Here is a 26,633-nt window from a genome sequence, read left to right on the forward strand (position 1 = left end):
GAGCGTCCCGGAGACGCGGCCGGACCCTAGAGCGTCTTCACCAGCGCGCCCCAGCGCTTGTCCAGCTTGAAGCCGTGCCGGAGGAAGAACCCCGGCAGGTAGAGGTGGGTCATGACCAGGGGCACGCCCTGGCTGGCCATCCGGCCGCAGAAATCCTCCAGGGCCGCCCCGCCCAGTCCCGATGACTTCAGCCGCGACGTGACGGCGATGACATCGATCCAGGCCACCCGGCTGGACAGCATCCGGTAACACAGGCCGCCGACGATCCGCTCCTGGGCGTCCTTGAGCACGAAATGACGGTCCTGCTGCGAGACGATCTTGGGGAAGTTCTCCTTGAAGAAAAGGCGGTAGTTCTGGCCGATCTCGGCCGGGTCGAGCGTCTCGCTGAACGTGTAGGTCCGTCCGGCCCGGTCCTGGAGGAAGGACTGGACGACGACCCGGCGGCCGCCCTCCTCGCCCTGGGTCACGACGTCCAGGCGCCGGTCGGGCTCCATGCGCGGGAAGACCATGCGGCTGAAGACCAGAAGGTCGCGCTCGTCATGGAGGGCCGACTGCAGGTCGGACAGCTCGACCTGCTGGACGGCCGGCTCGTCGAGCGAGGCGTTCATCCGGGCCAGCAGGCGGTCGAACAGGGCCTCGATCTTCTCGCTCCGGCCGGCGAAGTAGGTGTGCCGGTACAGGTAGTAGCGGACGATCTCCGGATAGCGGTCGAGGGCGTAGCGGCGGGCCAGGTCGAGGACCCTGCGCTCGCGGTCGCGCGGCGGGGCCAGCGGGGTTGCCTGCCGCCATTCCTGGTAGGCCTCGACGGCCTGCTCGGCCGGCAGGGGGATGGCGTAGGAACTGTCGAACTCGGCCCGGTAGTGGCGCAGCCGCACGGCCAGGTCCTCGCCGGGGACGAGGGGGGCTGCGGTCCGGTCGAGCGCGGCCTGCAGCTCAGCGAAGAACGCCGAAGCCTTGTCCCGTCCCATGGCGTCGTAGGCGGCGTCGAAGATCCAGTCGAGATCGAGCTGATCCCTGATCCAGGGGTAGTTGGCCGAGGCCCGGCGGTAGAAGCCGTCGATGAGCGGCCGGACGATCGAGAGCGGGCCCGTCGAGGGACGCCAGCCGTCGATCGAGGCCAGGAAGGTGTCGTCGCGGAACTCGAGCTCGGGGACGACGACGTTGACCGGGGAGATGCGGCCGGGCAGGATGCGGCGGCCGCTCGTCTGCCAGGCCCGGAAGAGGGCCGACATGGCCTCGACGTAGAGCTTCCGCCAGATCGAAGGGGCGGGGAGGGGAGCCTCGGCGGTCCGCCTCCCGGCGAACTCGCGGATCTTCTCCCAGACGGTCAGGTCGCCGAGGTGGCGCCAGATGACGGCGCCGGTCTTCTCGTCGGTGGCGCCGAGCGGCGGCAGGACGCGCGGCCCGGCGGGCTGGTCCGACAGGACGGCCGACCAGAGACGGGTCTCGTGTTCCGCCCCGTCGCGGCGGCCCTCCGGCAGGACGAGCTTGAGGTCGTAGTGCCGCCCGGCCGCGGTGTTGACGCTGATCCGGAAGGTCGTCCGGCGCGGGGCGCTGTAGATGCGCGAGACCCAGATGCCGTCGGGCGCGATCCCGGCCGTCTCGAAGCTCTCGGCGCCGCAGGCCAGGCGGACCGAATCGCGGAGGAAACCGGGCAGGTCGAGAACGGTCCGGATGCGGCGCGCCTCGGCCGGGGTGACGCTGTCGTCGCAGACGGCGCGCGGCGGGCGCCTGCCGCCCGCGGCGCCCGCCCGGCGGGACTTCTCGGCGTAGCGCCCGTAGCGGCGGACCATGCGGTCGAGCTCGCGCTCGGCCTCCTCCGCCAGAGCCGGGTCGGCCCGGTGCAGGACCCAGCTCGCTAGCTCGGCCCGGACGGAGCTGAAATAGGACGGTTCCCGGATAGCCAGGTCGGCGAGCAGCCGGAAGATGCGCACGAACTGCAGCCGGCCGCTCTCGTCGACCGGCCAGGGCAAGGTTTCCCGGTAGGCCCGGAGCCGGATCCTGAAGGCGTCGAGACGGCCGCGGCCGAGGCTGGCCGAGACGATCTCGTCCATGCTCTCCCGGTTCAGGAACGGCAGGCCCGAGCGGACGAAGGCCGCGGCCCCGCCCTGGCCGTAGTCGATATCGGGATCGAAGAGGAGGAGGATGCGGTAGGCCCAGCAGCGGAGCCTTTCGCGCGGGTGGCGGGCCAGGGCCCGGAGACGCGCCCGGACGAGCTCCTCCGTCCGCAGCGGGCTCTCGAAAAAGACCCGCTCGACCTCGGCCAGGAGGGTCTCGGGCGGCTGATCGGCGGAGAAAAGAAGCTCGGACAGCCGGACGTGGAGGCGGGCCAGGCCGGGGTCGCCGAGCTTGGCCGGCTCGGCGATGTCCGCGGCCGCGTAGGTCCGGGCCCGGCGCCAGGGCAGGGACATCCGGCCCGTCGCCGGCTCGAGCGGCAGGTCCCAGCCCTCCTTGACCGGGGCGAAGGCGGCGAACGACGGGTTGCCGACCCAGAGCGCCGGCTGGCGGGCGAACAGGCCCAGGTCGAGGACGCCGCCGTCGATCTCGTATTCCAGGTCGCCGACAAGCCAGGTCCGCTCGTCGGCGCCGCGCCGGAGAGGCAGGCGCAGGCCGCGGTTGGTGTCCACGAGCCCCTGGCGGTCGCGGACGATCTCGTCGTGCAGGATGCCCAGGTCGCGGAAGAACCACAGCGGGATGCGAACCAGCAGGCCGGGGCCGGCGAGGTCGATGGCCCGGCGCCGGTAGAGGTCCTCGATGGCGGCGGCGAACGAGGCCTCGATGCGCTTGCGGTTGTACGAGCCCTTGCCGGTGAGCTCGCCGCGCTCGGCGCTGAAGTCGCGGTCCAGGACCTCGAAATTGACGACCCGCTCGTAGGGCGCCAGGCCCTCGTTGGCGGCGGTGACGATGCGGCGGTAGTACTCGCGGGCGTTCTCCCGGGCCAGGCCCTCGGCCAGGACCCGGTCGCTGTAATCGGGAACGATGAACAGGACGTTGTAGGGCTGGCCGTCGCCGACGAGGAAGGTCCGCCTGATCCCCGGCACGCCGGCGAACTTGTCCTCGACCTTTCGCGGCGCGATGGTCTGGCCGCGGTTGTTCTTGTAGATGTCCTTTATCCGGTCGACGATCTGGTAGTAGCCGTTCGCCTGGCGCTCGAAGACGTCGCCGGTCCGGAGCCAGAAATCATCCGCGGGCTCGCCCGGATAGGGGATGATGTCCCCGGGACCGGCGTCCTCGAGATACCTGGCGACGTAGTGGCCGCTGACCTGGAGCTCGCCCTCGGGGCCGAGCCGGGCCTTCAGGCCCGGCAGGGGACGGCCGTGCGAGCCGTCGACGTAGCCGCCCGGGGGGGTCATGGTGATCCCGCCGGTCCCTTCGGTCATGCCGAAGCCGCTCATGAGCTCGATGCCGTGGCTCGTGAAGAAGCGGAAGACGCGCGGGTCGAGGTAGCCGGCGGCGGAGAGGCCCCATTTCAGGCGCGGCCCGACGATCTCCCGGACGACGGCGGCCGGATCGGTCCCGGCCGGGGCGGCGTCGATCCGCTCCAGGCACCTCTCGTGGAGCTGGGCCCAGCGGATCGGGACGCTGATGAAGCCGGTCGGCCGGACCTTGGGCATGAGGCTGAAGAGCGTCTCGGCCGAGGGATTCCCGGCGAAAACATAAGTGCCCCGCCAGTAGATCGCGCCCAGCATCTCGAGGTAGCGGCCGAAGGTGTGGTAAAGCGGCAGGAAGCTCAGGAAAACCTCGTTCGGGCCGACCGCGGGCAGGGCGGCCGCCCGGGCGAAGCGCTTGGCCACCAGGTTGTAGATGGAGAACGAGACGCCCTTGGGCCGCCCGGTCGTGCCCGAGGTGAACATGACCGTGGCCACCTCGTTCAAGCGGAAGCGGCGGCGCTTCTCCAGCCGGGCGTCGATGTCCCGGCCGCTGAGCCGCTTGCCGAGCTCGGTCAGGAAGACGACCCCGCCGTCATCCCGCAGGGCCGGGTCGGTGACCAGGATGAGGAAGGGCCGGGCGGTCCGGCCCCGGGCTTCCTTGAGCAGCTTGATACGTTCGCGGTCGTTGGCCAGGGCCATGTTGATGGACAGGGCGTCGAAGACGGCGACGACGTTGTCCAGGCTGAAATGCGGGTTCAGCGGCGTGTCGAGGATGTCGTAGAACAGGCAGGCCAGGTCGGCGAAGGCCCCCTCGGGGTGGTTCTCGGCGTAGATGGCCAGGCGCGGCTCGCGGCCGTCGCGGTCGGCCAGGGCATGGAGCGCCGCGGCCGTTTCGCGGATGTGGCGGTCCGCCGCCGCGTAGGTCCAGGACCGGGGCGGGGAGAGGGCCATGTCCTGGAAGAGGCAACGGTCCGGCGCCTCCCGGACCCGATCCTCGAACATGTCGCGCAGGCCGTAGCCTGTCCGCTGGATCAGGCGGAACGAAGCTTCGGCCCAGCGCTCGAGGAGTTCCGGCGCCGCCAGCTCGCGCAGAAAAGGCGGGTCGGAGGCAAGCCGGAGAAAGGCCCGGGCGTCTCCCTCGGAGGGGCCGCCCGCCGAAGCGAGACTGAGTTCGATCTTCTCCAGCAGCGCCCCGGCCGGCCGGACGGGATCGAAGCCGCTCTTCTTCGAAAACAGCAGATCTGGCCCCTTTTTCGGGGCTGAACCTGTCCTTTTCATGGTTGTCCCAAATCATTATAATGAAAGTAGCAATTCGGCCGCAAGTGGTTATTTCGTGGACCAGTCCGCTTTCGGCAATTATTTCTTGACAATAACAATATAAATGGTATATATACGGTATAGTCCATTTGATTCCGGTACAGACCATAAGGAGCGAGCATGGACAAGATCAAGCTCGAGAAGTTCCCTGGCGCCAAGCCGGCCTATCAGCAGATCATCTCCTTCTTCGAGAAGGAGATCCAGTCGGGCCGGCTGAAACCAGGCGAGAAACTCCCTGCCGAGCGCGACCTGGCCCAGGAGATCCACACCGCCCGCGGCACGGTCAAGAAGGCCTACGAGGAGCTCGTCCGGCGCCGGCTCATCGAAGCCGCGCCCGGCCGCGGCAGCTTCGTCGCCCCTGACCGCCATGCCCCGGCCGAGAGCCGCAAGGACAAGGCCCTGCGCCTGATCGACGAGGTCATCGACGAGATGGCCCGTCTCAAGTTCAACGCCAACGACATGCGCATCTTCTTCGATCTCCGCCTGCTCGGCCGCGAGGAAGAGCTCCAGAACCTGAACGTGGCCGCCGTCGACTGCAACCCCGAGGCCCTGTCCATCTTCGAGCGCCAGCTCCTCATCATCCCCCATGTCAACCTGGCCAAGATGCTTATCGACGACGTCCTCGTGGACCCGGCCGGCACGGACCGGCTGCGCAGCTTCGACCTCATCCTGACGACCACGACTCACTACCAGGAGCTCCTGGAGCGCTTCCCCGAGCTCCGGCCCAAGCTTGTCCAGGCCGCGGTGGCCCCGACCCGCGCCTCCATCATCGCCCTGGCCCGCCTGGCCCCGTCGCAGAAGATCGGGGTCGTCTGCGAGTCCAAGCGCTTCCTCGACATCGTCCTGGACCATCTCCGGGCCTTCGATATCCCGGCCGGGTCAGTGGCCCCGCTGTTCTGGTCCGAGCTCGACCGGCTGGACAAGTTCCTGGCCGGCCTCGACGCCGTCATCATCCCGGCCGGCTATTCGCTCCAGAAGAGCCGGGAACACCTGGCCGCCATCCAGGAGTTCACGGAGCGCGGCGGCTCCATCGTCACCTTCGACTACCAGATCGAGCGCGGCTCGCTCCTCAACGTCGAGGAGCGGCTGCGGACGCTCCTCGACGAAGCCCGGCGGGGACTCTGATGGACGCCCCGCGGATCGTGCTGGGCGTCATCGGGGCCGACTGCCACTCGGTCGGCAACAAGATCCTCGACGCCTACTTCACCGAGGCCGGCTTCCACGTCGTCAACCTCGGCGTCATGGTCAGCCAGGACGAGTTCCTCGACGCCGCCGTCGAATCCAACGCCGACGCCATTCTCGTCTCGTCGCTCTACGGCCACGGCCTGATCGACTGCGAGGGCCTGCGCCAGAAGGCCGACGAGCGCGGCCTCGACCGGATCCTGCTCTACGTCGGCGGCAACCTGGTCGTCGGCAAGACCCCGTACGACGAGGTCGAGCGGAAATTCAGGGCCATGGGCTTCGACCGCGTCTTCTCGCCCCGGGTCGACCTGGCGGCCGTGGCCGTGATGCTCCGGAAGGACATCGAGGAGAGGAAGAAGGGCTGATGAACGGAAAGCCGCTCCTCTCGGTCGACATCGGGTCGACCTATACGAAGGGAGGACTGTTCTTCCTGGACGGGGAGGAGCTGCGCTGCGCCGGCCGCGAGATCGTGCCGACCACCGTCGCCGACCTGGCCCGGGCCTTCTTCCGGGTCCGCGAGGCCGTCCTGTCCGGCCCCGGCCGCGGCGCCGCGGCCGCCGATATCCCGGTCTACTGGTCCTCGTCGGCCCGGGGCGGGCTCAAGATCGCCGCGGTCGGGCTGACCCCCGACCTGACCCTCTCGGTCGCCCGCATGGCCGCCACCTCGGCCGGCGGCAAGGTCGTCCGGGCCTTCTCCTACGAGCTGGACGACGAGGACCTGGCCGGCCTGCGGGCCGTCGAGCCGGACATCATCCTGTTCACCGGCGGCACGGACGGCGGCAACTCCCGCGTCGTCCTCCACAACGCCGCCCGCCTGGCCGAGCTGGCCCCGCCCGCGGTCATCCTCTACGCCGGCAACCGCAAGGTCCGCGACCAGGTCGCCGACCTCCTCCGCGGCCGCGACGTCGAGACGGCCGCCAACGTCATGCCCGAGGTCGGGACCATCGATATCGAGCCGGCCCGCGACGTCATCCGCCGCATCTTCCTCGAGCGCATCGTCGACGGCAAGGGCCTGTCGTCGGTCGTCGAGGCGGCCGGCCGCGAGCCCCTGCCGACGCCGCTGGCCGTCTTCGAGCTGGTCCGGACGATCGCCGCCCGCGTCCCGGGCTGGGAGGATTTCGCCCTGATCGACATGGGCGGGGCGACGACCGACTTCTACTCGCACACCAAGGCCTTCCACGGGGGCGACTCGGTCATCCTGCGCGGCCTGCTCGAGCCCACGCTCAAGCGCACGGTCGAAGGCGACCTGGGCCTGCGGGTCTCGGCCGAGGCCCTTTGGCGCTCCGAATCGGCCTTCCTCGAGGCGCGCCTGCGGGCCGCCGGGACGGACCCGAAGGAGCTCCGGCGCTACGTCGAGGAGGTCAGCCGGCAGACCGAATACCTGCCCGGCGACGAGTCCGGGAAGGCCTTCGACCGCCTGCTCGCCGCCGCCTGCGTTCGGGCCGCGTCGCTCCGCCACGCCGGCATCCTGCAGCGCGTCTACACGCCCCAGGGCGGCTTCCAGGTCCAGAGGGGCAAGGACCTGCGCCTGGTCCGGCGCCTCGTCGGCTCGGGCGGCTACCTGGCCGGCGAGACCGACGCGGCCGTCCTGCTCGAGGCCTGCCCCAAGGACGCCGACGACGTCGACACCAGGCATCTCGTCCCCGAGGCGCCGGACTGCTACGCCGACGCCGAATATCTAATCCCCCTCCTGGGGAACCTGGCGGCGGACTTCCCCGGCGCGGCCGCCCGCGCCGCCGTCGCCGGGCTGAGGCCGCTTGCGCCGCACGCCGATCGAAGAGGATAACCATGAGATCTCATCGCCTGCCCTGGAAGGACTTCCTGGCCCAGCGCCAGGCCGTCCTCGAGACGTGGCCGACCGGCAAGGACGTCGCCGCGATCGAGGACGGGCTGCGCTACCAGCGCACGATCCCGGAAGAGAAAAATTTCGCCAAGGCCATGGCCAAGGCCAAGGCCTCGGCCCGGACCCTGATCCAGCCCCGGGCGGGCGTGGCCATGATCGACGACCACATCCGCCTGCTCCGCTACCTGGAGACGGAAGGGACGGCCGACCTCCTGCCGACGACCATCGACGCCTACACCCGCCAGAACCGCTACGAGGAGGCCGCCCGCGGCATCGAGAAGTCCCGGGCCGCCGGGGCCTCGCTCCTCAACGGCTTCCCGGCCGTCAACCACGGCCGCGACGGCTGCCGCAAGGTCACCGAGGCCGTCACCAGGCCGGTCCAGGTCCGCCACGGCACGCCCGACGCGCGCCTGCTGGCCGAGATCTCGCTGGCCGGCGGCTTCACCTCCTTCGAGGGCGGCGGCATCTCCTACAACATCCCTTACGCCAAGAAGGTCGAGGTCGGCAGGAGCCTGCGCGACTGGCAGTACGTCGACCGCCTGGCCGGCTACTTCCAGGAGAACGGGGTGACCATCAACCGCGAGCCCTTCGGCCCCCTGACCGGGACGCTGGTCCCGCCCTTCATCTCCCACGCGATCGCCATCCTCGAGGGCCTGCTGGCGCTAGAGCAGGGCGTCCAGTCGCTGACCCTGGGCTACGGGCAGGGCGGCAACATGATCCAGGACATGGCCGCCCTGGCCTCGCTCCGCGAGCTGGCCGACGAGTATTTCCACCGGGCCGGCTACGCCGACTACGACCTGACCCTGGTCTTCCACCAGTGGATGGGCGGCTTCCCGGAGGACGAGGCCAAGGCCTTCTCGGTCATCAGCCTCGGCGCGTTCGTGGCCGCCGCGGCCGGGGTCGAGAAGACCATCGTCAAGTCGCCCCACGAGGCCATGGGCATCCCGACGAAGGAAGCCAACGCGGCCGGGCTCAAGGCCACCCGCCAGGTCCTGAGCATGATGGCCGACCAGACGATCTGCCCGGAAGCGGCGGTCATCCAGCGGGAGAAGGACCTCATCCGCCGCGAGGTCGGGGCCGTCATGGCGGCCGTGCTCGACGCCGCGGGCGACGACCTCGTCCAGGGCATCGTCCGCGCCTTCGCCGGCGGGCTCCTCGACGTCCCGTTCGCCCCGTCGATCTACAACAAGGGCAAGATCCTGCCCATCCGCGACAACGAAGGATACATCCGTCTCTTTGCCAAGGGGAACCTGCCCCTCGGCGAGGACATCATGTCGTTCCACCGGGAGCGCCTCCGGGAACGGTCCAAGGCCGAGGGGCGCCCGGTCACCTTCCAGATGGTGACCGACGACATCTACGCCATCAGCAAAGGAAAACTCATCGGGAGGCCCAAATGAAGATCGTCAAAGCCCTGTTCGTCCCCGGGTCGTCGGCGTTCTACTTCGACGACCAGCAGGCCATCAAGTCCGGCGCGCCCCACGACGGCGCCGTTTACGGCGGCAAGCCCGTCACCCCGGGGTTCAAGGCCGTCCGCGTCGCCGGCGAGGCCCTGTCCATCCTGCTCCTCCTAGAGGACGGCAGCTGGGCCCTCGGCGACTGCGCCGCGGTCCAGTACTCCGGCGCTGGTGGGCGCGACCCGCTCTTCCTCGCCGCCGACTTCCTGCCGCTCCTGGAGACGCGCATCCGCCCGCTCCTCGAAGGCGCTGAGGTCGGCCCCTTCCGCGAGATGGCCGGCCGCTTCGAGGCCCTCGAGTTCGACGGCCAGCGGCTCCACACGGCCATCCGCTACGGCCTGTCCCAGGCCCTGCTTCACGCCCGGGCCCTGGCCACCCGCCGGATCATGGCCGAGGTCGTTTGCGAGGAGTACGGGCTGCCGGTCATCCCGGCCCGCGTCCCCATCTTCGGCCAGAGCGGCGACGACCGCTACATCAACGCCGACAAGATGATCATGAAGCGGGTCGACGTCCTGCCCCACGCCCTGATCAACAACGTCAAGACCAAGCTCGGCCAGGAAGGCGAGCTGCTGCGCGAGTACCTGGGCTGGCTCGTCAACCGCATCCGCACGGTGCGGACCGACCCGTCCTACGCCCCGACCCTCCACATCGACGTCTACGGCACGATCGGCGTCATCTGCGCCCTCAAGCCCGCCCGCGTGGCCGACTATCTGGCCTCGCTCGAGCCAGTGGCCGCGGAGTTCCCCCTGTACATCGAGGGCCCCGTCGATGCCGGCGAGAGAGAGCGGCAGATCGAGCTCCTGGCGGCCATCCGCCGCGAGCTGCGGGCCAAGGGCTCCAAGGTCAAGATCGTGGCCGACGAGTGGTGCAACACCTACGAGGATGTCGTCGACTTCACGGACGCCCAGAGCTGCGACATGATCCAGATCAAGACGCCCGACCTCGGCGGCATCCAGAACACCATCGAGGCCGTCCTCTATTGCCGCAAGCACGGCATGGAAGCCTACCAGGGCGGCACCTGCAACGAGACGGAGATCTCCGCCCGGACCTGCGTCCACGCCGCCGTGGCCGCCCGGGCCGAGCGGGTGCTGGCCAAGCCGGGCATGGGCTTCGACGAGGGCTTCATGATCGTCCGCAACGAGATGGAGCGGGTCCTGGCCGCGCTCCGGGCCCGCAACGGCGTGAAGGGAGCTTGACCATGGCCGCCAAGACCTCCAAGAAGAAGGAGTTCCGGGTCCTTTCGACGACCGCCATCCTCGGCTACGGCTTCCCGGAGAGCTCGTTCCGCGCCGGCCTGGCGAAGAAGCCCGACCTCATCGGGGCCGACGCCGGCTCGACCGACCCCGGGCCCTATTACCTCGGGGCGGGCAAGTCCTTCACCGACCGCTCCGCGGTCAAGCGCGACCTGCGCTTCATGCTGACGGCCGGCGTCCGCCGCGGCATCCCCGTCGTCATCGGCACCGCGGGCGGCAGCGGCGCCCGGCCCCACGTCGACTGGTGCGAGGCCATCATCCGCGAGATCGCCGCGGAGGAGAAGCTGAGCTTCAAGATGGGCGTCATCTACGCCGACGTCCCGAAGGCCCGCGTCCGCAAGCACCTGCGGAAAGGGGAGATCGTGCCCCTGACCTACGTCCCGCCTCTGACCGAGGCAGTGCTCGACGAGTCGGTCAACATCGTCTGCCAGATGGGCGTCGAGCCCATCCAGAAGGCCCTGGCCGCCGGCTGCCAGGTCGTCCTGGCCGGCCGGTCCTACGACCCGGCCGTCTTCGCCTCCCTGCCGATCATGCTCGGCTTCGACCCCGGCCTGGCCATCCACATGGGCAAGATCCTGGAGTGCGCGGCCATCGCCGCGACGCCGGGCTCCGGGGCCGACTGCGCCTTCGGCACGCTGACCGGGGACTCCTTCGTCCTCGAGGCGCTCAACCCGGCCCGCCGCTTCACCAAGCTCTCGACGGCCGCCCACACCCTCTACGAGAAGACCGATCCTTACCACCTGCCCGGCCCCGGCGGCGAGCTCGACCTGACCGGCTGCTCCTTCACCGAGCTTCCCGGCGGCAGGGTCGAGGTCCGCGGCAGCCGCCACGTCGAGACCGAGCGCTACTGGGTCAAGCTCGAAGGCGTCCGCCGGGTCGGCTACCGGACCATCGCCGTGGCCGGGACGCGCGATCCGATCATGATCCGCGAGATCGACGGCATCCTGGCCGGCGTCGAGGCCCAGGTCCACGACCTGCTCAAGGCCGAGCGCGTCGAGGGCCGGATCTTCTTCCACGTCTACGGGAAGAACGGGGTCATGGGCGCCCTCGAGCCCGAGAAGCGCGTCCACACCCACGAGCTGGGCATCGTCATCGAGGCCGTCGGGCCGACCCAGGCCGCGGCCGACTCGGTCTGCAGCCTGACCCGTTCGACGCTCCTGCACTACGGCTATCCCGGCCGCATCTCGACGGCCGGCAACCTGGCCTTGCCTTTCTCCCCCTCGGATGCCAAAATGGGGGAGGTCTTCGAGTTCTCCGTCTATCACCTGATGCCCCTGGCCCGGCCGGACGGATTCCCCCTGCGGGTCGTCACGTTCCGGGGCGGAAAGGAGCCGAAATGAAACGCAACATCCTCACCGCCGCCCGGGTCATCCGGTCGAAGAACTCCGGCCCGTACGAGCTGACCCTGGACATCCTGTTCAAGGACCGGGAGCACTTCGAGCTCTTCCGCCGGCGCAACGTCGTCACCAAGCGCCGGGTCGCCGCCCTCTACGGGCGGCCCGTCGCGGACATCCTCAAGATCGTCTACTTCGAGCCGTCCAACGCCCTCAAGATCACCATGCGCCGGCCCATCCCCTCGGGCGCCGCCGGCGAGACCGACATCTACGGCGCCCAGCAGCACGCGCCGCTCCTGCGCCTGACCTATTGAGGGCGGCGGCCATGATGAAGTTCAGCCAGGGCACCGTCCACCGAGAGACCCTGCTCTATGCGGCCTACTACGCCCCGCGCGGCAGCTACCGGCTCTACATGGTCGCCGCCGAGCTGGCCCAGAAGTACCTCACCCCGACCGACCTGCTGATCGGCATCCTGGGCGCCGAGGGCTCGGGCAAGTCGACCCTCATCAAGGGGCTGTTCCCCGGGCTCGAGCTGACCAACGACGACGAGGGCATCAACGTCAGGCCGACGCCGCTCTTCGACTTCGACCCGGCCGATCCGTTCTCCGGCCACACCTTCCATGTCGACGTCCGCTACGAGCTGGCCTTCCACCAGAAGTACGAGCTGGCCGAGGCCATCCTCAAGGCCATCGGCCACCACCGCCGGGTCGTCGTCGAGCATTTCGACCTGATCTACGAGGCCCTCGGACACAACGCCCAGGTCCTGGTCGGCATAGGCGAGGAGATCATCGTCGCCCGGCCGACGGTCTTCGGCCCCTTCCCCCAGGCCATCAAGACGATCGTCGACAAGACCATCAAGTACCGGCTGATGGCCCACTCGGCCGAGGACATCACGACCATGGTCCTCCAGGAGGACTACAGGATCCCGTTCCCGCCGCTGCACTCCGACGTGCCCCAGGGCTTCGTCCTCAACTTCTCCGAGCGGCCCGCCGTCGACCTGGCCGAGCTCGAGAAGAAGGTCCAGGCCATCATCGCCAGGGACCTGCCCATCTCGCCCTGCGGCGACAACACCATCAGCATCGGCTCGGAGACCATGCCCTGCACGGGCACCCGGACCCACGTCTCCTCGAGCGGCAAGATCGAGAACTTCCGCCTGATCAAGGAATACCGCTACGACCAGATCAGCCAGGAGTATTACGTCATCGGCCTCGTGGGCAGGCGGGGAGAGGAGGCCTTCGAGGACCTGATCGACGTCGAAGGGATCTACGAATGAACCTGATCGATCCCGGCCCGGACAGGGCCGTCTACCGGAAGATCGCCGTCCGCGGCGTCAGCAAGACCGCCTGCGCCGGCCGGCCCGCTCTGCGGGTTGCCGACGGCGCCCTGAAAGCCCTGGCCGGGGAGGCCTTCACCGACCTGGCCTTCAACCTCCGGCCCGATTTCCTGGCGGCCATGCGCCGCATCCTCGACGACCCGGAGGCCCCGGCCAACGACCGCTTCGTGGCCGAGGCCGTCCTGCGCAACGCGGTCATCGCCGCCGAGGGCGTCCTGCCGCTCTGCCAGGACACGGGCTCGATCCAGATCTTCGCCTTTCGCGGCCACCTGGTGATAACCGACGGCCGGGACGAGGACATCCTGGCCGCCGCCGCGTCGGAGGTCTACCGGAAGCGCAACCTGCGCTACTCGATCATGGCCCCGCTCACGGTCATGGACGAGGTCAACACCGGGACGAACCTGCCGGCCCAGGTCGACCTCCAGGCCGCCTCCGGCCCGGAGTACCGGTTCTTCTTCATGGCCAAGGGCGGCGGCTCGTCCAACAAGATCGCCCTGTTCCAGGAGTCCAAGGCCCGGCTCGAGGACGGCGTCCTCGAGGCCTTCCTGGCCGAGAAGATCATGGCCCTGGGCGTGGCCGCCTGCCCGCCCTACCGCATCGCCGTGGTCGTCGGCGGCCTGTCACCCGAGATGACCCTCAAGGCCGTCAAGCTGGCCTCGGCCGGCTTCCTCGACGGGCTGCCCAGGCGCGGCTCGAAGAGGGGCGCCGCCTTCCGCGATCCGGGGTGGGAAGAGCGGCTGATGGCGCTGGCCCGGGCGACCGGGCTCGGAGCCCAGTTCGGCGGCAAGTGGCTGGCCCACGAGGCCCGCTTCGTCCGCCTGCCGCGCCACGCCGGCTCGTGCCCGATCGGCATCGGCGTCTCCTGCAACGCCGACCGCGGCCTGCGCGGCAAGATCACGGCCGAGGGCGTCTTCCTGGAGGCCGTGGAGCGCCATCCGGCCCGCTTCCTAGAAGGGGCGCGGCCGGCCGGCCCGGCCGCCGCCGTGGCCGTCGACATCGAACGGCCGATCGGGGAGATCCTGGACAAGCTCCGCGGCCTTCCGGTCGGCACGCTGGTCAGGTTGAACGGGCCGCTCGTCGTGGCCCGCGACATCGCCCACGCCCGGCTGGCCCGCCTCCTGCGCGAGACGGGAGACGTGCCGGACTACTTCAAGCGCCACCCCGTCTATTACGCCGGCCCGGCCAAGACGCCGCGCGGCCTGGCCTCGGGCAGCTTCGGCCCGACCACGGCCCAGCGCATGGACGGCTACCTGGGGGATTTCATGAAGGCCGGGGCCTCGCTCGTCTCGATCGGCAAGGGCAACCGGACCGCGCCAGCGATCGAAGCGTTGAAGGCCTGCGGCGGCGTCTTCCTGGGCACGATCGGCGGGGCGGCGGCCCTGATCGCCAAGGAGCACATCGTCTCGAGCGAGACGATCGACTTCGCCGACCTTGGGATGGAGGCGGTGCGCCGCATCGTGGTCAGGGACCTGCCCGCCTTCGTCATCTACGACGGCCGGGGCGGCGACCTCTACGCTACTTCGCGGCGGCTTTCGGGATGATCTCCCAGGCCTGGGCCAGGATCTTGGGCGTGGTGTCGTAGGTTTCGAGGGAGATCAGTCCCAGTGAAGGCTCCAGCCGGATCTGGGCGTCGTCATAAAAGCGGCCGTCGCCCTTGCCCTTCCCGTTGAGCGTGAGCTCGATGGCCATGAACAGGTAGCGGCCCATGGTCTTCTGGTAGCCCGGGTCCCACTGCTGCCGGTTCATGAACAGCCAGACTTTCCTGCCCTTCTCCGTGGGCACGGCGATGGCCGCGTGGATGGGGATGTTGAAGCCCCGGGCGTACTTGAACCGGACCACGCCCTTGTCGGCCTTGCCGAAGGCGTTCAGATAGCCCTCGGTCCCGCCCTGCTCGAAGGCCTGCTGCAAGGCCCGGATCTCCTCCGGGGTCGACCACTCCTTGATCTCGATCTGGATCTTGACCATGGGCGCTTCGACCGGGGCTTTGCCGGTCAGCATCTGGGCCCAGAAGATTTCCGAGGCGCCGAGAGGCGCGGCGGCTGCGGCCGCGACGGCGCAAACGGCGAGGACGGCTAAGGCCTTGGGCAACGGCGATGTCATCGTGGCGTACCTCCCTGGATCGTTCCGCATGGCTGACTATGATGCGCAAAAAGGCGCCGGGATGTCAAATGGGCGGCTTTTTCGACGCCGCCAGGACGACCTGGGCCTCGTCGCCGGCCCGGACTCGGTCGAACAGGGCCTTGAGGGTCTTGTACTGCTCGATCGGGAAAAAGCTCTTCCTGATGACGAGGTCGCGCCGGACTCGGAGCCGTCGCGGCCCCTCCAAGGCGCAGGCAAGCGAATAGCTCGCGAAGTCGTTCTGCTCCTTCAGGTCCTCCGGCCGGACCTCGGCGGCCAGCCCTTCGGGCAGGGTGACGACGATGTCGTCGATCTCGCGATAGGGGAACGGGAAATAGACCGGGTATCTGCGCTCGGCGTGGCGGAAGGGGTATTGGGCCTCCCCCGCCAGGGGCGAGACCGGCAGGATCATCTTGTCGCCGGCAACGGCGCCGAGGCCCGGGATGGAGACGCTGAACGTGGCGACGAGATCGGGGTCGCTGCCGTCGGCGTTCTCGAGCTTGGTCAGGCTGACGGCGGCGCCCATGGGCAAGGCGTCGGCCAGCTCCTTCTCCAGGTCCTTAGTGCGGCTCCCGGCGTCGTCGTGGATGTGTTCGAGGCGACGGATCAGGGCCTTGTGGCCCGTGTAGGTCGTCCGGACCGTGCCGGCCAGTCCGCCCCGGAGGTCGAGCGCCAGCGCGGCCTCGCGCCGGGTCAGGCCCTGGTCCGGCGGAGAGGCGGGCGTCACGAAGAACGCGGGCGGGGCGTCGGAATAGCGCAGGCCGGCCGCGTTCGACCGGGTCCAGTGGACGAGCCCGAAGGGGCAGAAGGGGGTGGCGGGATCGAAGAGCAGGGCCTGGCCGCCCAGCTTGACCTGGGCCGCCTCGGCGTCGAGCTGGCTGTAGAAAGACCACAGCGAGACGCGGAAGATCTTGTCGTCCCGGTTGGCGATGCGGACCGGCTCGGCCTCGAAGCCGGCGGCCCGGGCCAGGGCCACGAAAGTCCTGGTGATGTCGCTGCGCACGCCGTAACCGCGGCCGATGACGTCGACGACGCCTCGATTGGACTTGATATCTTGAGCTTTACGCTGGTTCCGGGTCAGGCCTTTCTCGTAGCTGAGGTTGCGGATCTTCTGGACCCCGGCGTAGAGCCTCTTCAGCTTCCCGGCCGGGTCCGTCTCGTCCCCGATGAGCTCCAGGGCCTTGGCGGAGACCTTGTCCGGGTCGCCGATGAACCTTTCGGCGGCCTTCTGCCAAGCCCGGCTTTCCCGTTTCCAGTACTCGTCCCGGTCGCTGATCTTGGCGGCCAGGTAGAAGACGTCCAGCGATATCTGCTCGGCCTGCTCGGAGGTCATCAGTTCCTCCCCCTCGAAGGGCGGGATGTTCTCGAGCGACAGCTCGAGCCGCATGTTCTTGATCTCCGGCCGGACGGGCTCGAGGTTGTGCGAAACCCAGGACAGGCGGCAGGGGCCCATGAAAAGCAAGCCGATATACGGAAAGGAGACGAACCGGTACTTGGCCCTGACGGTGAAGAGGTCGTCCTGAAGGTCCCAGTGGGCGGCCGGGAAGGACAGGAACTCGCTCGACCGCGGCATGCCGCCCTCCGTCGGATGGCTGCCGGAGAGCTGCAGGCTCTCCGACAGGTCCTCGTCGTCGGAGCCGGAAGAGCCGCCGAGATCGGCCTCGATCTTGTAGCGGAGATCGATGATCGAGCCGACCTCGACGTCGGGGACGGCGAAGGTCTTGAGGGCCACGCGCAGGCGGCGATAGCGCAGGGCCGTCTTGTCGAAGACCTGCCCGGTGAACGGCGTGATGGTCCCATTCGGCCCGATGAGCCTGGCCTCGAGGTTGGATACCTTCTGGCTGCCGGAATAATAAGGGATCTCGATATTGGCGTGATCGCGGCCGGATTCCTTGAGGATCTTCAGCCGCTTGAAGACCGTGCGCTTGATATCCTCCTGGTCTTCGACGATCTCCCGGTAGAGCCAGACGGCGTCCGCGCCGGGCTGCAGGGGGCAATCGGTCATGGCCTTTTCCTCCGGGGTCAGGGCCGGCCAGCCCTGGGCCGCGGCGGGCCGGGCCGGGAGGAGGACGAGGGCCGCCGCGACGAGGGCCGGGACGACGGCTAGCGCGATACGGGGCGACCGGCATCGAGCGGGGGTCCGGCGCATTACGGCCTCCTAGGCTCCGGGGACTTCAGGAGCAGGCTCCGCTGCTCGTCGGCGGCCACCCCGAGGAAGAACTTGAGGGCCTCCTCCGAGCGGGAGGCCGGAAGGAGCGGCTCGAGCAGGCGGTACTCGCGACGGTAGACGAGCGTCCGGCCTGCGGCTTCGACGCGGCTGGAGTAGGCGGCGAACCCGGCGTCGAGGGCGACCGGCCCGGGCGGGCTGTCGGCCGTCCGGCCGTCGGGGACCTCGATCGTGAATTCGTCCCGGGCCAGGACGGCTTCGCCGAGGTCGATCGGATGGCGGCGGGGCTTCCTGTCCTTCGGGGCAAGGTCGACGGCCTTGGAGCCGACGACCCGGGGCCGAACGACGAGGTAATTCCCGGCGCGCTTGGCGTAGCCGGCGGCCTGGACGCGATAGCTGACGACCAGGTCGCCCCGGTCGTCCTCGAGGTTCTTGAACTCGTAGCTTTGGAGGGTGAACGAGGCGAGCGAGCGGGCCAGGAAAGTCTCCAGGTACTTGCGGCGCTCCGCCTCGGTCGCGGCTTGGACGGCGTAGCGCAGGGAGTCGGCCTCGGAGCCGCGCCGGGTCTCGACGATCTCGCCGGCCAGGGTCCCGTCGGCCGTCAGGACCAGCCGGCCCTTGCGGTCGAGGAGGTTGCCCTCGGGAGCCGGCCTGGGCAGGCGCATCAGCTCGCCGCCGCCTTCGGCCGCGAGCAGGCCGACGTTGTCCTGGAGATAGAAGGGCAGGCGGCCCAGCGGCGTCGTCGGCATGGTCGGATCGAAGACTAGGAGCCGGCCCAGGCGCGGGTGGCGGACCAGGCCGTCGAGGCCGGCCTCCGGGACGTCGTCGGGCAGGCGGATGGCCAGGATGACGTGGTTGAAGCCGCCGAGAGAGACGGGGGAGTCCGGGTTGACGAAGCCCCGGTTGACGTTGATGACGATGAAGTGCGACCGGACGCCGATAGCTTCGAGGAGGGCGGCCAGAAGGGTCGCCTTGTCCTTGCAGTCGCCGTAGCGGTTGGCCAGGATGCCCGGGGCGGGGTGGGGCTGCAGGCCGCCGAGGCCGATCTGGATGGAGACGTAGCGGATCTCCTTCTGGGCGAACGCGGCCAGGGCCCGGATCTTCGACAGGGTGTCGGCCGCCCCGGCGCAGAGATCCCGGGCCTTTTGCCTGACCGTGTCGTCCGGAAGCCGGCGCGGCCCGCTCAGGTCCTCGTACCAGGCGCCCATGTCGGCCCAGCCGGCGAAGGAGCGGATGCCGGGCCTCGCGGTCTTGAGCCGGACGAGGAGGCGCCTGGCCAACGTTTCCGGCATCGGCATGCGGGGCTCGTCGGCGATGGCCGGGATGTCGCGGACCTCGAAGACCAGGGCTTGGGGCGGCGGGCCGGTCACGCCGGCCGGCTCGACCGGCGGCATGTTGATCCAGGCCAACTCAGGCTGCCAGCCGGCCGGCAGGGTCAGCGCGTAACGGGACCGGAGGACCGGGAATTCCCGCTGGAAGAGGCATTCGTCCTCGACGGCCGGCGGGGTGCGCTCCTCCTGCCATTCGAAGCCGACGACGCTGCCGACGTCCACCTCGGGCACGGACAGCATCATCATCCTGGCGTCCATGTACAGCGTGTCGGGGGCGAGGGAGGAGGAGATGACCTGCTTAATGGTCACCTGGCGCGTCGAGCCGCCCTTGTTTATGACCCAGCCGGACATGGATTTGATCTTGATGTCGTAGGCCGAAGCCAGGATCAGGCGCCGGGCGGGATCCACGCCGCCCGGCCGCAGGACCCGGGTGGCCCGGCGGCAGGTCGTCGTCAGGACGCCCCTGGAGTTGATGACCGTCGACTGCTCGTCGAGGAGCACCAAGGCCTCGGCGTCCGGCGGGGGAGGGGCGGGAAGATCGCGGGCGGCCTCGTCGGCCAGCCACTGAGGCGGCTTGTCGTCGGCCGCGGCGCTTCCGGCGGCAGCGGGCGGGCGTCGGGCCGAAGACGCGTCCGATGAAACGAGCGCGGCGGAGAACGAGAAAAACGCAAGAAAGAGCGAAAGAACGACGCCTTCTACAGACCCGCGATCACTCAACCCGTTATCCCGGAAATTCCCAAGCTATGCCAAGGTTAGCCGCAGTCCGAGGCGGATGTCAAGGACGAATTGAACAGGCTGAACCTTTCGAGCGTCCGCGGCGGGCGCTCGTCGTCTTTCTGGCCTCGGGCCGGGCGTGATATAGTGACGCGGGGAGAAAACCATGAAATTGTCGAGATCCACAACTGTCCTGATCAACGTCGCCCTGATCCTGCTCGTCGCCCTGCTGGCCAAGGCGCTCCTGACCGCTCCGGCCGGCGCCGGGGCCGCCGTGGCCCGGGAGTACAAGGTCGTGGCCTACCCATCGACGGGCCAGAACGTTGGGCAGATGCTCAACGAGTATGCCAACGACGGCTGGCGGTTCGTCTTCGCCTTCGAGTTCGGCCGCCCGCCGTACAGCCTGATCTTCGAGCGCTGAGGCGCCTTGGCGGTCGAGCGCCGATGCGCCTTGGCCGGGGGGGAGTGGCGGGAAGGTGTGGGAGTCGAACCCATCCGGGACGTCTATAGCCCCATACCGGATTCGAAGACCCGAGAAGATCATGGCCAAGTTATTGAATTATTATGGTGATACCCAGTTTTCCCGAGATCAATGTGGCTAAATTGTGGCCAAGTCGATGAAATCCGACGCCTTTCGCAACGACGCCAATTTCCAGTTCTCTGCGAATTAGTCTGTGTAATAGATTATGACGAAATCATCGATAACCGGAATCCAGATCGCGCATCTCCCATAGCTAATAGGATTGACATCAAGGTCAATACCGACGACCCTTCCTTTCTCCATATCGAGCTTAAGCTTATCGACAATCTTCTGGGCTTCGGACAACGTGGCCTTTCCGGTATTGACGATCATCTTCCTTAAGTCAACATATGTCGTACAAGGATAAGGCGATTTCCCGCTCATCTGGTCCGAGGTATCCTGATTAAATGGGCGTAGGAAGGTTCTTAGGATGCCGCTAAAATACCATTCTCTCTTACATGATTCATAATTATTACAGTCTGACTGGTACCAGGGCTGGCTGAAAAGTCCGTCAGATGCCGCGTCCCCTTTTACGGTCATGTAGAAGATCCTCTTTCTTCTTGACAAAACCTCAAGAGTCCAAGAAAAGGGACTCTTAATATCCTTCCCAACCACATGAAGGACAATCTCCTCAGGCCTGCCGTCGCGAGTAAGGTCGACCTTCCGGACGATCGTCCTATCGATCCTTTCTGAAGCCTGATTCTGAATGGCGTTTGTCTGCGCCACTGAAGTTGCCATTCCCACTGAAATGAGGAGCACTCCGGGCAGCGCAGCTCTCATAAGGCTCTCTCCTGGGTTATGCGTTGACTAAAAGAAGACGAAGTCTTCAACTACTCGCCACACTCAAAGGGAATTGTTTTCGTAAGCGTTCCGATATCAACCTTTGATGCTGACATATTTTCCAGCGCAGCTGTGATCTTGACTTCCTCACGGCCTGTACCGCAGACCAAGAAGGGCAATATCACCTTGCCACCCTCATTAAAACAAAGGCTGAGCTCAAGCTTTTGGTCTAGAAGCGTTTTCTGGCTATCCGTCGCTATCAGGCTGAGCCTGCCCTCGCATTGAGTGAATCCAGGGCCGACTAGATCCACGAGCACCATTATCGCAGACGAAGGCTCCCTGGCTTCCCCCTCGCCAATGATGGTATTCCACAAAACATGGGTTTTGCCATCGAGAAGGTCGATTGGGTTGATCTTGCCTGTCGCATGGTAATAGAGATGTGCGTGAATGGCGGCCACCGAGTATTTCCCGCCTTCTTGATTGGGATTGCCAGGGGCAGTTATGCCGAGAAGGAGCACAAATGCTAGAAGACCAATAGATATTTTCATTGCATAGTGCTCCACTCTACGCTTTAGTGTTCTTTGCGAACCCCCACTCGACGTATCGCTTTGCTAGGTTTCATTTCTTTGCTTTTCCGCCTAGCCAGGAAAATGAGCGGATTAATGATAAAAAGTCCTTCTCATACTTTGAGCTCTCTTCTTTCGGCCCATTTAGGACGAGAACCAAATAGAGAGGGGAATCCTCGTCAGGGTCGAGAAAACAGACATAGTCAGTCGTTTTATCATCATATGAATATACCTTGGACAGGACCTTATAAGCCGGATCGTTTATAGGGAATTCATTTAGCTCGAGTTTCTTGTGCTGCTTTTTATAGTCTGCGACGTCAGAGTCCATCTTCTGCTGCAGAGTCTCTCCTCTTTTGCTATTTACCGAAATGTGCATAACAACTGGCGATTTGCGGAAGCTCTTTTTCCCCAAGCAGAAATAGACATTGACGCGATACCGATATGCATCTTCCGTATGGCCTGTCCAGCCCGTTGGTTCCTTTACATTGAACATCCAACCATTCCCAAAAATAAGCAACTCGTCCATTTGTGAAGAACCTGCTGTCACGGCAAGAAAGAAGATTATGATGGACCAAAGGCCTTTTTTCATTGATCCTCCTCCTATGACGCAGGCTGTGTAGTTTCGCTATTGGGATGACTGGGCCCGTCGATACCAGGCACAAAGAGCTCAGCAAGTACTTCGACCGCCCGGCGCTTATTTTCAGGTGTCGGATGAGCATAGCGCATGGTCATTTTGATAGTCGCATGCCCTAGAATCTCCTTGACAGTTACTAAGTCGATCCCACCTATGACCATATAGGTAGCCGCTCACATTATGGGTGGATCAGTTTTCAGGGATGAGGTCCATAACTTCCCCAAAGGGATCTTACCTGAAGGAGAGGACGGGGGGGGTTCTGTGGCCACAATCCTGATGTATTTCACGATATCGTCAAATGTCTTTTTGTCTGAACGCTTATAGAACGGCTTGAGGATTCGAATTACTGCCCAATAGCCGCGATAAGATAGGTAATAATTAAGGAACTTTGACACGACAACTTCCCCGCTAGTGGTCCTAAATAAAGGGTCCTTAATTACGATCTCTTTTATTGCTGCATCTCCGACCTCATATTGTTTGATGTCTGCTTTAAGGCGTAAATTCTCCTTCTTCGCATAATATTCTCTAAGAGCTTTTGAGTCTCCTTCGCTGGTAGCTTTTTCCAGCTCGGCCGTAATGCCAAAGTCCGTTTTGCCGTCTCGTAGTTCGAGAAAACTCTCGCTTTCGAGTTTCTTATTCGACGAGAATTGGGGTGATACCCGTATCTCAACCCCCCATGAGCTACCCGGAAGGACAAGTCTATAGGTCTTCAGTTCATTTGGCCTTTCTTGTGAGGCTTTGACTCCATCAGGATAGCTAGATAATGCAACAGCGATCAGAGCGTAGAAAAAGACCTTCTTCATATTCTCACCCTCTCTGAGTACATTTATGCGATTGAAATTATTCTCCACATGCTGGACGCCTCAGTCAATGATGATCATAGTCACGAATCATTCCTATCCTAAGGCTTTTTGCGTATGGTAACTTGATTGACAGGCTCTTAATCAAATGCGTTAGAAAAGATACCTAAAATCACTATGACCAAATTATGACCAAGAATGTCCAAAACGGTGCTAAATCGTACTAGTGCGTACTAAACAATTAGCAAATAATTACAGAACCGATGGACTTCCTAAAGCACTGATAAATATCTCTAATAGGGGGAGTGGCGGGAAGGTGTGGGAGTCGAACCCACCCGGGACGTTTATAGCCCCATACCGGATTTGAAGTCCGGAAGGATCACCGGATCCTTCACCCTCCCGCGGGCGAAGTGATGTTAATCCGTCCGGCCAGATGAGTCAAGGCGCGCCGGCCGGCTCCCTCAGGACCTTGACATCCCCATCGGGCCAGGAATATCCTCAATTCGCGCCGCGGCCGGGTCCCCGGATCGAGCGGCGCGAAACGATGGCTCAAAGTCACAAGGGGGGAATCATGCGGCGCTTGATGCTCGTTCTGGCGGCGGTCGTTATTCTGTCGGCGGGGGCCGCTCCGGCGGCGGACGAGACCCCGGTCCTGGCCAAGGCGCCGACCCTAAGCCGGACGGCGGTCGTTTTCGAGTACGGCGGGTACCTCTGGAGCGTTCCCCGCGAGGGCGGGCCGGCCCGGCAGCTCACGACAGGCGGCCATGAGGGCTTCCCGTTCTTCTCGCCGGACGGCCGGTGGATCGCGTTCTCGGGGACGTACGACGGCAACGCCGAGGTCTACGTGATGCCCGCCGCCGGCGGCGTGCCCAGGCGGCTGACCTGGCATCCCGACATGGACATCGTCGATGGCTGGACGCCCGACGGCAAGAGCGTCCTCTTCAAGTCGCCGCGCGAGGCCTACGCCGATCTCGATCGGCTCTACACCGTGCCCATCGAGGGCGGCCCGGCCGCGGCGCTGCCGATGTGGCGCGGCGAGGACGCCTGCTTTTCGCCGGACGGGACGCGCATCGCTTACGTGCCCAACACGGTCTGGCAGACCTCCTGGAAGCGCTACCACGGCGGGCAGACGACGCCCATCTACATCGTCCGGCTGAGCGATCTCGCGCTCGAGAAGCTGCCGCGGGAGAACTCCAACGATTCGCGGCCGGCGTGGTACGGAGACAAGGTCTATTTCCTGTCCGACCGGAACGGGCCGAAGACGCTCTTCGCCTACGACACGAAGACGAAGGCCGTCACCCAGGTCCTCGAGAACGCGGGCCTCGACCTGAAGTCGGTCTCGGCCGGGCCCGACGCCCTGGTCTACGAGCAGTTCGGCGGCATCTTCGTGTTCGACCCGGCTTCGGGGAGTTCGCGGCGCGTTCGGATCGAAATCGCCGGCGACCTGCCCGCGACCCGGGCGCATTACGATAAAGTGACGGGCCGGATCCAGAACGCGGACATCTCGCCGTCGGGCGCCAGGGCCGTATTCGAAGCGCGCGGCGAGATCCTATCCGTCCCCGCCGAAAAAGGGGACTTCCGCAACCTGACCAGGACGACGGCCGTGGCCGAGCGCGATCCGGCCTGGTCGCCGGATGGGAAGTCCATCGCCTTCTTTTCCGACGAGTCCGGGGAATACGCGCTCCATATCGTCGATCAATCCGGGCTCGGCCCGGCGAGGCGGATCGGCCTGGGCGAGCCGCCGTCATATTTCTACAAGCCGATCTGGTCGCCCGACGGCAGGAAGATCGCCTGCACGGACAAGCGGCTCAACCTCTGGTACGTTGACGTCGACAAGGGGACGCCGGTCAAGGTCGCCACCGACCGGTTCGACGATCCGTCGTCGGCCATGAACCCGGCCTGGTCGCCCGACAGCCAGTGGCTGACCTACACCAAGGAGCTCGAGAACCATTTCCACGCCGTGTTCGTCTATGCCCTGGCGAGCGGGAAGGAATGGCGGATCACGGACGGCATCAGCGATGTCCGCTATCCCGCCTTCGACAAGGGCGGCAAGTACCTGGTCTTTGCCGTCAGCACGGACGTCGGGCTGTCGGTTGGCTGGCTCGATCTTTCGAGCTATCAACACCCTATGCTGCGGAGCGTATACGCCGCGGTCCTGAAGAAGGGCGATCCGTCGCCCGTGCCGCCGGAGAGCGATGAGGAAAAGGTCGAGCCGGCGAAGAAAGAGGACGAGGGCCCGGCCAAGGGCGCCGGCGCGGACAAGGGACAGGCGGCCAAGGGCAAGGAGGCGCCGGCCGAGGGGCCGGCCAAGGTCGCCATCGACTTCGACGGCCTCGGGCAGAGGATCGTCGCCCTGCCCATCCCGGCCGCGAACTACGTCGGCCTGAGCGCCGGAAAGGCCGGAACGCTGTTCCTGGCGGAGATCCCGGACGTGCCGCGCTTCGATGCGCCGGGGACCGCGTCCATCTCGAAGTTCGACCTGACGACGAGGAAGACGGAGCCGTTCGTCGCGGGCGTCGGAACGTTCGTCGTTTCCGCAAACGGCGAAAAGGCGCTATATTCCCAGGGCCCGGTCTGGGCCATCACGGGGACGGGGGGTCCGGCGAAGCCGGGCGAAGGCGCCCTCAAGCTGGACCAGGCGGAGGTCTACGTCGATCCGCGGGCCGAATGGGCCCAGATGTATCATGAGGTCTGGCGGATCGAGCGGGACTTTCTCTACGACCCGAACCTCCACGGGCTGGACCTGAAGGCCGCGGAAGCCGGGTACGCGCCGTATCTCCAGGCGGTCGGCGGCCGGGAGGACCTGAACTACCTGTTCGACGAGATGCTCGGCGAGATCACGGTCGGGCACATGTTCATCGGCGGCGGCGATTCTCCGCAGCCCAGGCGTGTCGCCGGCGGGCTCCTCGGGGCGGATTACCGCGTCGAGAACGGGCGCTTCCGCTTCGCCCGGGTGTACAACGGCGAGAACTGGAACCCCGACCTGCGGGCGCCGCTCACCCAGCCGGGCGTGGACGTCAAGGCGGGGGAGTACCTCATCGAGGCGAACGGCCGGGACGTCCGCCCGCAGATCGAGGTCTACGGCTACTTCGAGAACACGGCCGGCAAGCAGATCACGATCAAGGTCGGGCCGTCCCCGGACGGCAAGGACGCGCGTTCGCTGACCGTCGTGCCGGTCGCGAGCGAGTTCGCCCTGCGCAACCGCGCCTGGGAAGAAGACAACCGCCGCAAGGTCGACGAGCTGAGCGGCGGGAAGCTGGCCTACGTTCACGTGCCCGATACGGCCGCCGGGGGCTATGTGAACTTCAACAGGTTCTATTTCGCCCAGGTCGACAAGCAGGGAGCGATCATCGACGAGCGGTACAACCACGGCGGCCAGATCGCGGATTACATCGTCGACATGCTGAAGCGGCCGCTGCGCAACGCGGCCGTCACCCGCGAGGGGGAGAAGCTCACGTCGCCGGCGGCCCAGATCTACGGGCCCAAGACGATGATCATCAACGAGATGTCCGGCTCTGGCGGCGACGCGCTGCCGTGGATGTTCCGCCAGGACAGGATCGGGCCGCTCGTGGGGATGCGGACCTGGGGCGGCCTGGTCGGCATCTGGAACTATCCGCCGCTCATGGACGGCGGGTCGGTCACGGCCCCGCGCGGCGCCATCTACGGGCTGAACGGCGATTGGGAAGTCGAGAACCGCGGCATCGCGCCCGATATCGAGGTCGAGAACGACCCGGCCTCGGTCGCGGCCGGACGCGACCCGCAGCTCGAGAAGGCGGTGGCGGTCACGCTCGAAGCCCTGGCAAAGAACCCCGTGGTCATCCCGGGGCCGCCGCCCTACCCGAATTACCACAAGAAGAAATAGCGGTTTGACATCCCCGGCCGGCCGGGGGTAGGATTATGGACATAAAGAAAAGGG

The 26,633-nt window shown here is 66.3% G+C and carries 20 protein-coding genes and 1 tRNA gene; 11 read left to right on the top strand and 10 right to left on the bottom strand.

Features of this window, described 5'->3' with window-relative positions; translation table 11 throughout:
• Positions 1 to 26 precede the first annotated feature (26 nt).
• Positions 27 to 4,649, bottom strand: a complete 4,623-nt coding sequence (locus tag ABFD52_07085) for an AMP-binding protein (protein MEN6560520.1) — start codon at positions 4,647 to 4,649, stop codon at positions 27 to 29.
• 159 nt (positions 4,650 to 4,808) lie between these two features.
• Here ABFD52_07085 and ABFD52_07090 point away from each other — a divergent pair, with 159 nt between their 5' ends.
• The 9 genes from ABFD52_07090 to ABFD52_07130 are packed head-to-tail and all read left to right on the top strand — an operon-like array spanning position 4,809 to position 14,628.
• Complete coding sequence (locus ABFD52_07090; GenBank protein ID MEN6560521.1) at positions 4,809 to 5,813, top strand: GntR family transcriptional regulator; 1,005 nt, start codon at positions 4,809 to 4,811, stop codon at positions 5,811 to 5,813.
• Complete coding sequence (gene glmS, locus ABFD52_07095; protein ID MEN6560522.1) at positions 5,813 to 6,235, top strand: methylaspartate mutase subunit S; 423 nt, start codon at positions 5,813 to 5,815, stop codon at positions 6,233 to 6,235. Before ABFD52_07090 ends, glmS begins: the two co-directional genes overlap by 1 nt.
• Positions 6,235 to 7,656, top strand: a complete 1,422-nt coding sequence (locus tag ABFD52_07100) for a glutamate mutase L (protein ID MEN6560523.1) — start codon at positions 6,235 to 6,237, stop codon at positions 7,654 to 7,656. The genes glmS and ABFD52_07100 overlap by 1 nt, the downstream gene beginning before the upstream one ends.
• On the top strand, positions 7,653 to 9,110 hold the full coding sequence (locus tag ABFD52_07105; protein ID MEN6560524.1) for a methylaspartate mutase subunit E: 1,458 nt from the start codon (positions 7,653 to 7,655) through the stop codon (positions 9,108 to 9,110). Before ABFD52_07100 ends, ABFD52_07105 begins: the two co-directional genes overlap by 4 nt.
• A complete protein-coding gene (locus tag ABFD52_07110) occupies positions 9,107 to 10,363 on the top strand; it encodes a methylaspartate ammonia-lyase (GenBank protein ID MEN6560525.1) in 1,257 nt (418 codons plus the stop codon). The genes ABFD52_07105 and ABFD52_07110 overlap by 4 nt, the downstream gene beginning before the upstream one ends.
• A gap of 2 nt (positions 10,364 to 10,365) precedes the next feature.
• A complete protein-coding gene (locus ABFD52_07115) occupies positions 10,366 to 11,760 on the top strand; it encodes an acyclic terpene utilization AtuA family protein (GenBank protein ID MEN6560526.1) in 1,395 nt (464 codons plus the stop codon).
• Positions 11,757 to 12,068 (top strand): DUF4387 domain-containing protein, encoded by a 312-nt coding sequence (locus ABFD52_07120; GenBank protein MEN6560527.1) that lies wholly within the window; start codon positions 11,757 to 11,759, stop codon positions 12,066 to 12,068. The genes ABFD52_07115 and ABFD52_07120 overlap by 4 nt, the downstream gene beginning before the upstream one ends.
• An 11-nt stretch (positions 12,069 to 12,079) precedes the next feature.
• Positions 12,080 to 13,027 carry an alanine-tRNA synthetase second additional domain-containing protein gene (locus tag ABFD52_07125; protein ID MEN6560528.1) on the top strand — a complete coding sequence of 316 codons (948 nt, stop codon included), beginning with the start codon at positions 12,080 to 12,082 and terminating at the stop codon, positions 13,025 to 13,027.
• Positions 13,024 to 14,628: a fumarate hydratase gene (locus ABFD52_07130; protein MEN6560529.1), complete on the top strand. Its 1,605-nt coding sequence runs from the start codon at positions 13,024 to 13,026 to the stop codon at positions 14,626 to 14,628. Before ABFD52_07125 ends, ABFD52_07130 begins: the two co-directional genes overlap by 4 nt.
• On the opposite strand, the gene ABFD52_07135 is transcribed toward ABFD52_07130, so the two are convergent.
• The 3 genes from ABFD52_07135 to ABFD52_07145 all read right to left on the bottom strand — a co-directional run bounded on the left by ABFD52_07135 (position 14,603) and on the right by ABFD52_07145 (position 19,420).
• Positions 14,603 to 15,187 (bottom strand): hypothetical protein, encoded by a 585-nt coding sequence (locus ABFD52_07135; GenBank protein ID MEN6560530.1) that lies wholly within the window; start codon positions 15,185 to 15,187, stop codon positions 14,603 to 14,605. The two genes, ABFD52_07130 and ABFD52_07135, sit on opposite strands and share 26 nt — an antisense overlap.
• A 64-nt stretch (positions 15,188 to 15,251) precedes the next feature.
• A complete protein-coding gene (locus ABFD52_07140; protein MEN6560531.1) occupies positions 15,252 to 17,354 on the bottom strand; it encodes a DUF3857 domain-containing protein in 2,103 nt (700 codons plus the stop codon).
• On the bottom strand, positions 17,354 to 19,420 hold the full coding sequence (locus ABFD52_07145) for a DUF3857 domain-containing protein (protein ID MEN6560532.1): 2,067 nt from the start codon (positions 19,418 to 19,420) through the stop codon (positions 17,354 to 17,356). The genes ABFD52_07140 and ABFD52_07145 overlap by 1 nt, the downstream gene beginning before the upstream one ends.
• Before the next feature lie 163 nt (positions 19,421 to 19,583).
• Between ABFD52_07145 and ABFD52_07150 the strand changes: the two genes are divergently transcribed.
• Positions 19,584 to 19,838, top strand: a complete 255-nt coding sequence (locus tag ABFD52_07150) for a DUF4177 domain-containing protein (GenBank protein MEN6560533.1) — start codon at positions 19,584 to 19,586, stop codon at positions 19,836 to 19,838.
• Between the two features lie 246 nt (positions 19,839 to 20,084).
• On the opposite strand, the gene ABFD52_07155 is transcribed toward ABFD52_07150, so the two are convergent.
• The 6 genes from ABFD52_07155 to ABFD52_07180 all read right to left on the bottom strand — a co-directional run bounded on the left by ABFD52_07155 (position 20,085) and on the right by ABFD52_07180 (position 23,118).
• A complete protein-coding gene (locus ABFD52_07155; GenBank protein MEN6560534.1) occupies positions 20,085 to 20,717 on the bottom strand; it encodes a hypothetical protein in 633 nt (210 codons plus the stop codon).
• A 50-nt stretch (positions 20,718 to 20,767) separates the two neighbouring features.
• A complete protein-coding gene (locus ABFD52_07160) occupies positions 20,768 to 21,280 on the bottom strand; it encodes a hypothetical protein (protein MEN6560535.1) in 513 nt (170 codons plus the stop codon).
• A gap of 55 nt (positions 21,281 to 21,335) precedes the next feature.
• The gene (locus ABFD52_07165; protein ID MEN6560536.1) at positions 21,336 to 21,872 is read right to left on the bottom strand and encodes a hypothetical protein; all 537 of its coding nucleotides are present in this window, start codon (positions 21,870 to 21,872) and stop codon (positions 21,336 to 21,338) included.
• Between the two features lie 11 nt (positions 21,873 to 21,883).
• A complete protein-coding gene (locus tag ABFD52_07170) occupies positions 21,884 to 22,078 on the bottom strand; it encodes a hypothetical protein (protein MEN6560537.1) in 195 nt (64 codons plus the stop codon).
• A 12-nt stretch (positions 22,079 to 22,090) separates the two neighbouring features.
• On the bottom strand, positions 22,091 to 22,720 hold the full coding sequence (locus ABFD52_07175) for a hypothetical protein (GenBank protein MEN6560538.1): 630 nt from the start codon (positions 22,718 to 22,720) through the stop codon (positions 22,091 to 22,093).
• A gap of 303 nt (positions 22,721 to 23,023) precedes the next feature.
• A tRNA-Sec gene (locus ABFD52_07180) sits at positions 23,024 to 23,118 on the bottom strand.
• Positions 23,119 to 23,288: 170 nt separating this feature from the next.
• Here ABFD52_07180 and ABFD52_07185 point away from each other — a divergent pair.
• A complete protein-coding gene (locus ABFD52_07185; protein MEN6560539.1) occupies positions 23,289 to 26,579 on the top strand; it encodes a PDZ domain-containing protein in 3,291 nt (1,096 codons plus the stop codon).
• The last annotated feature ends 54 nt before the right edge of the window (positions 26,580 to 26,633 follow it).

It is taken from the genome of Acidobacteriota bacterium (assembly GCA_039683095.1).
In the GTDB taxonomy this organism is placed as follows: Bacteria; Acidobacteriota; Aminicenantia; order Aminicenantales; family Saccharicenantaceae; genus RBG-16-66-30.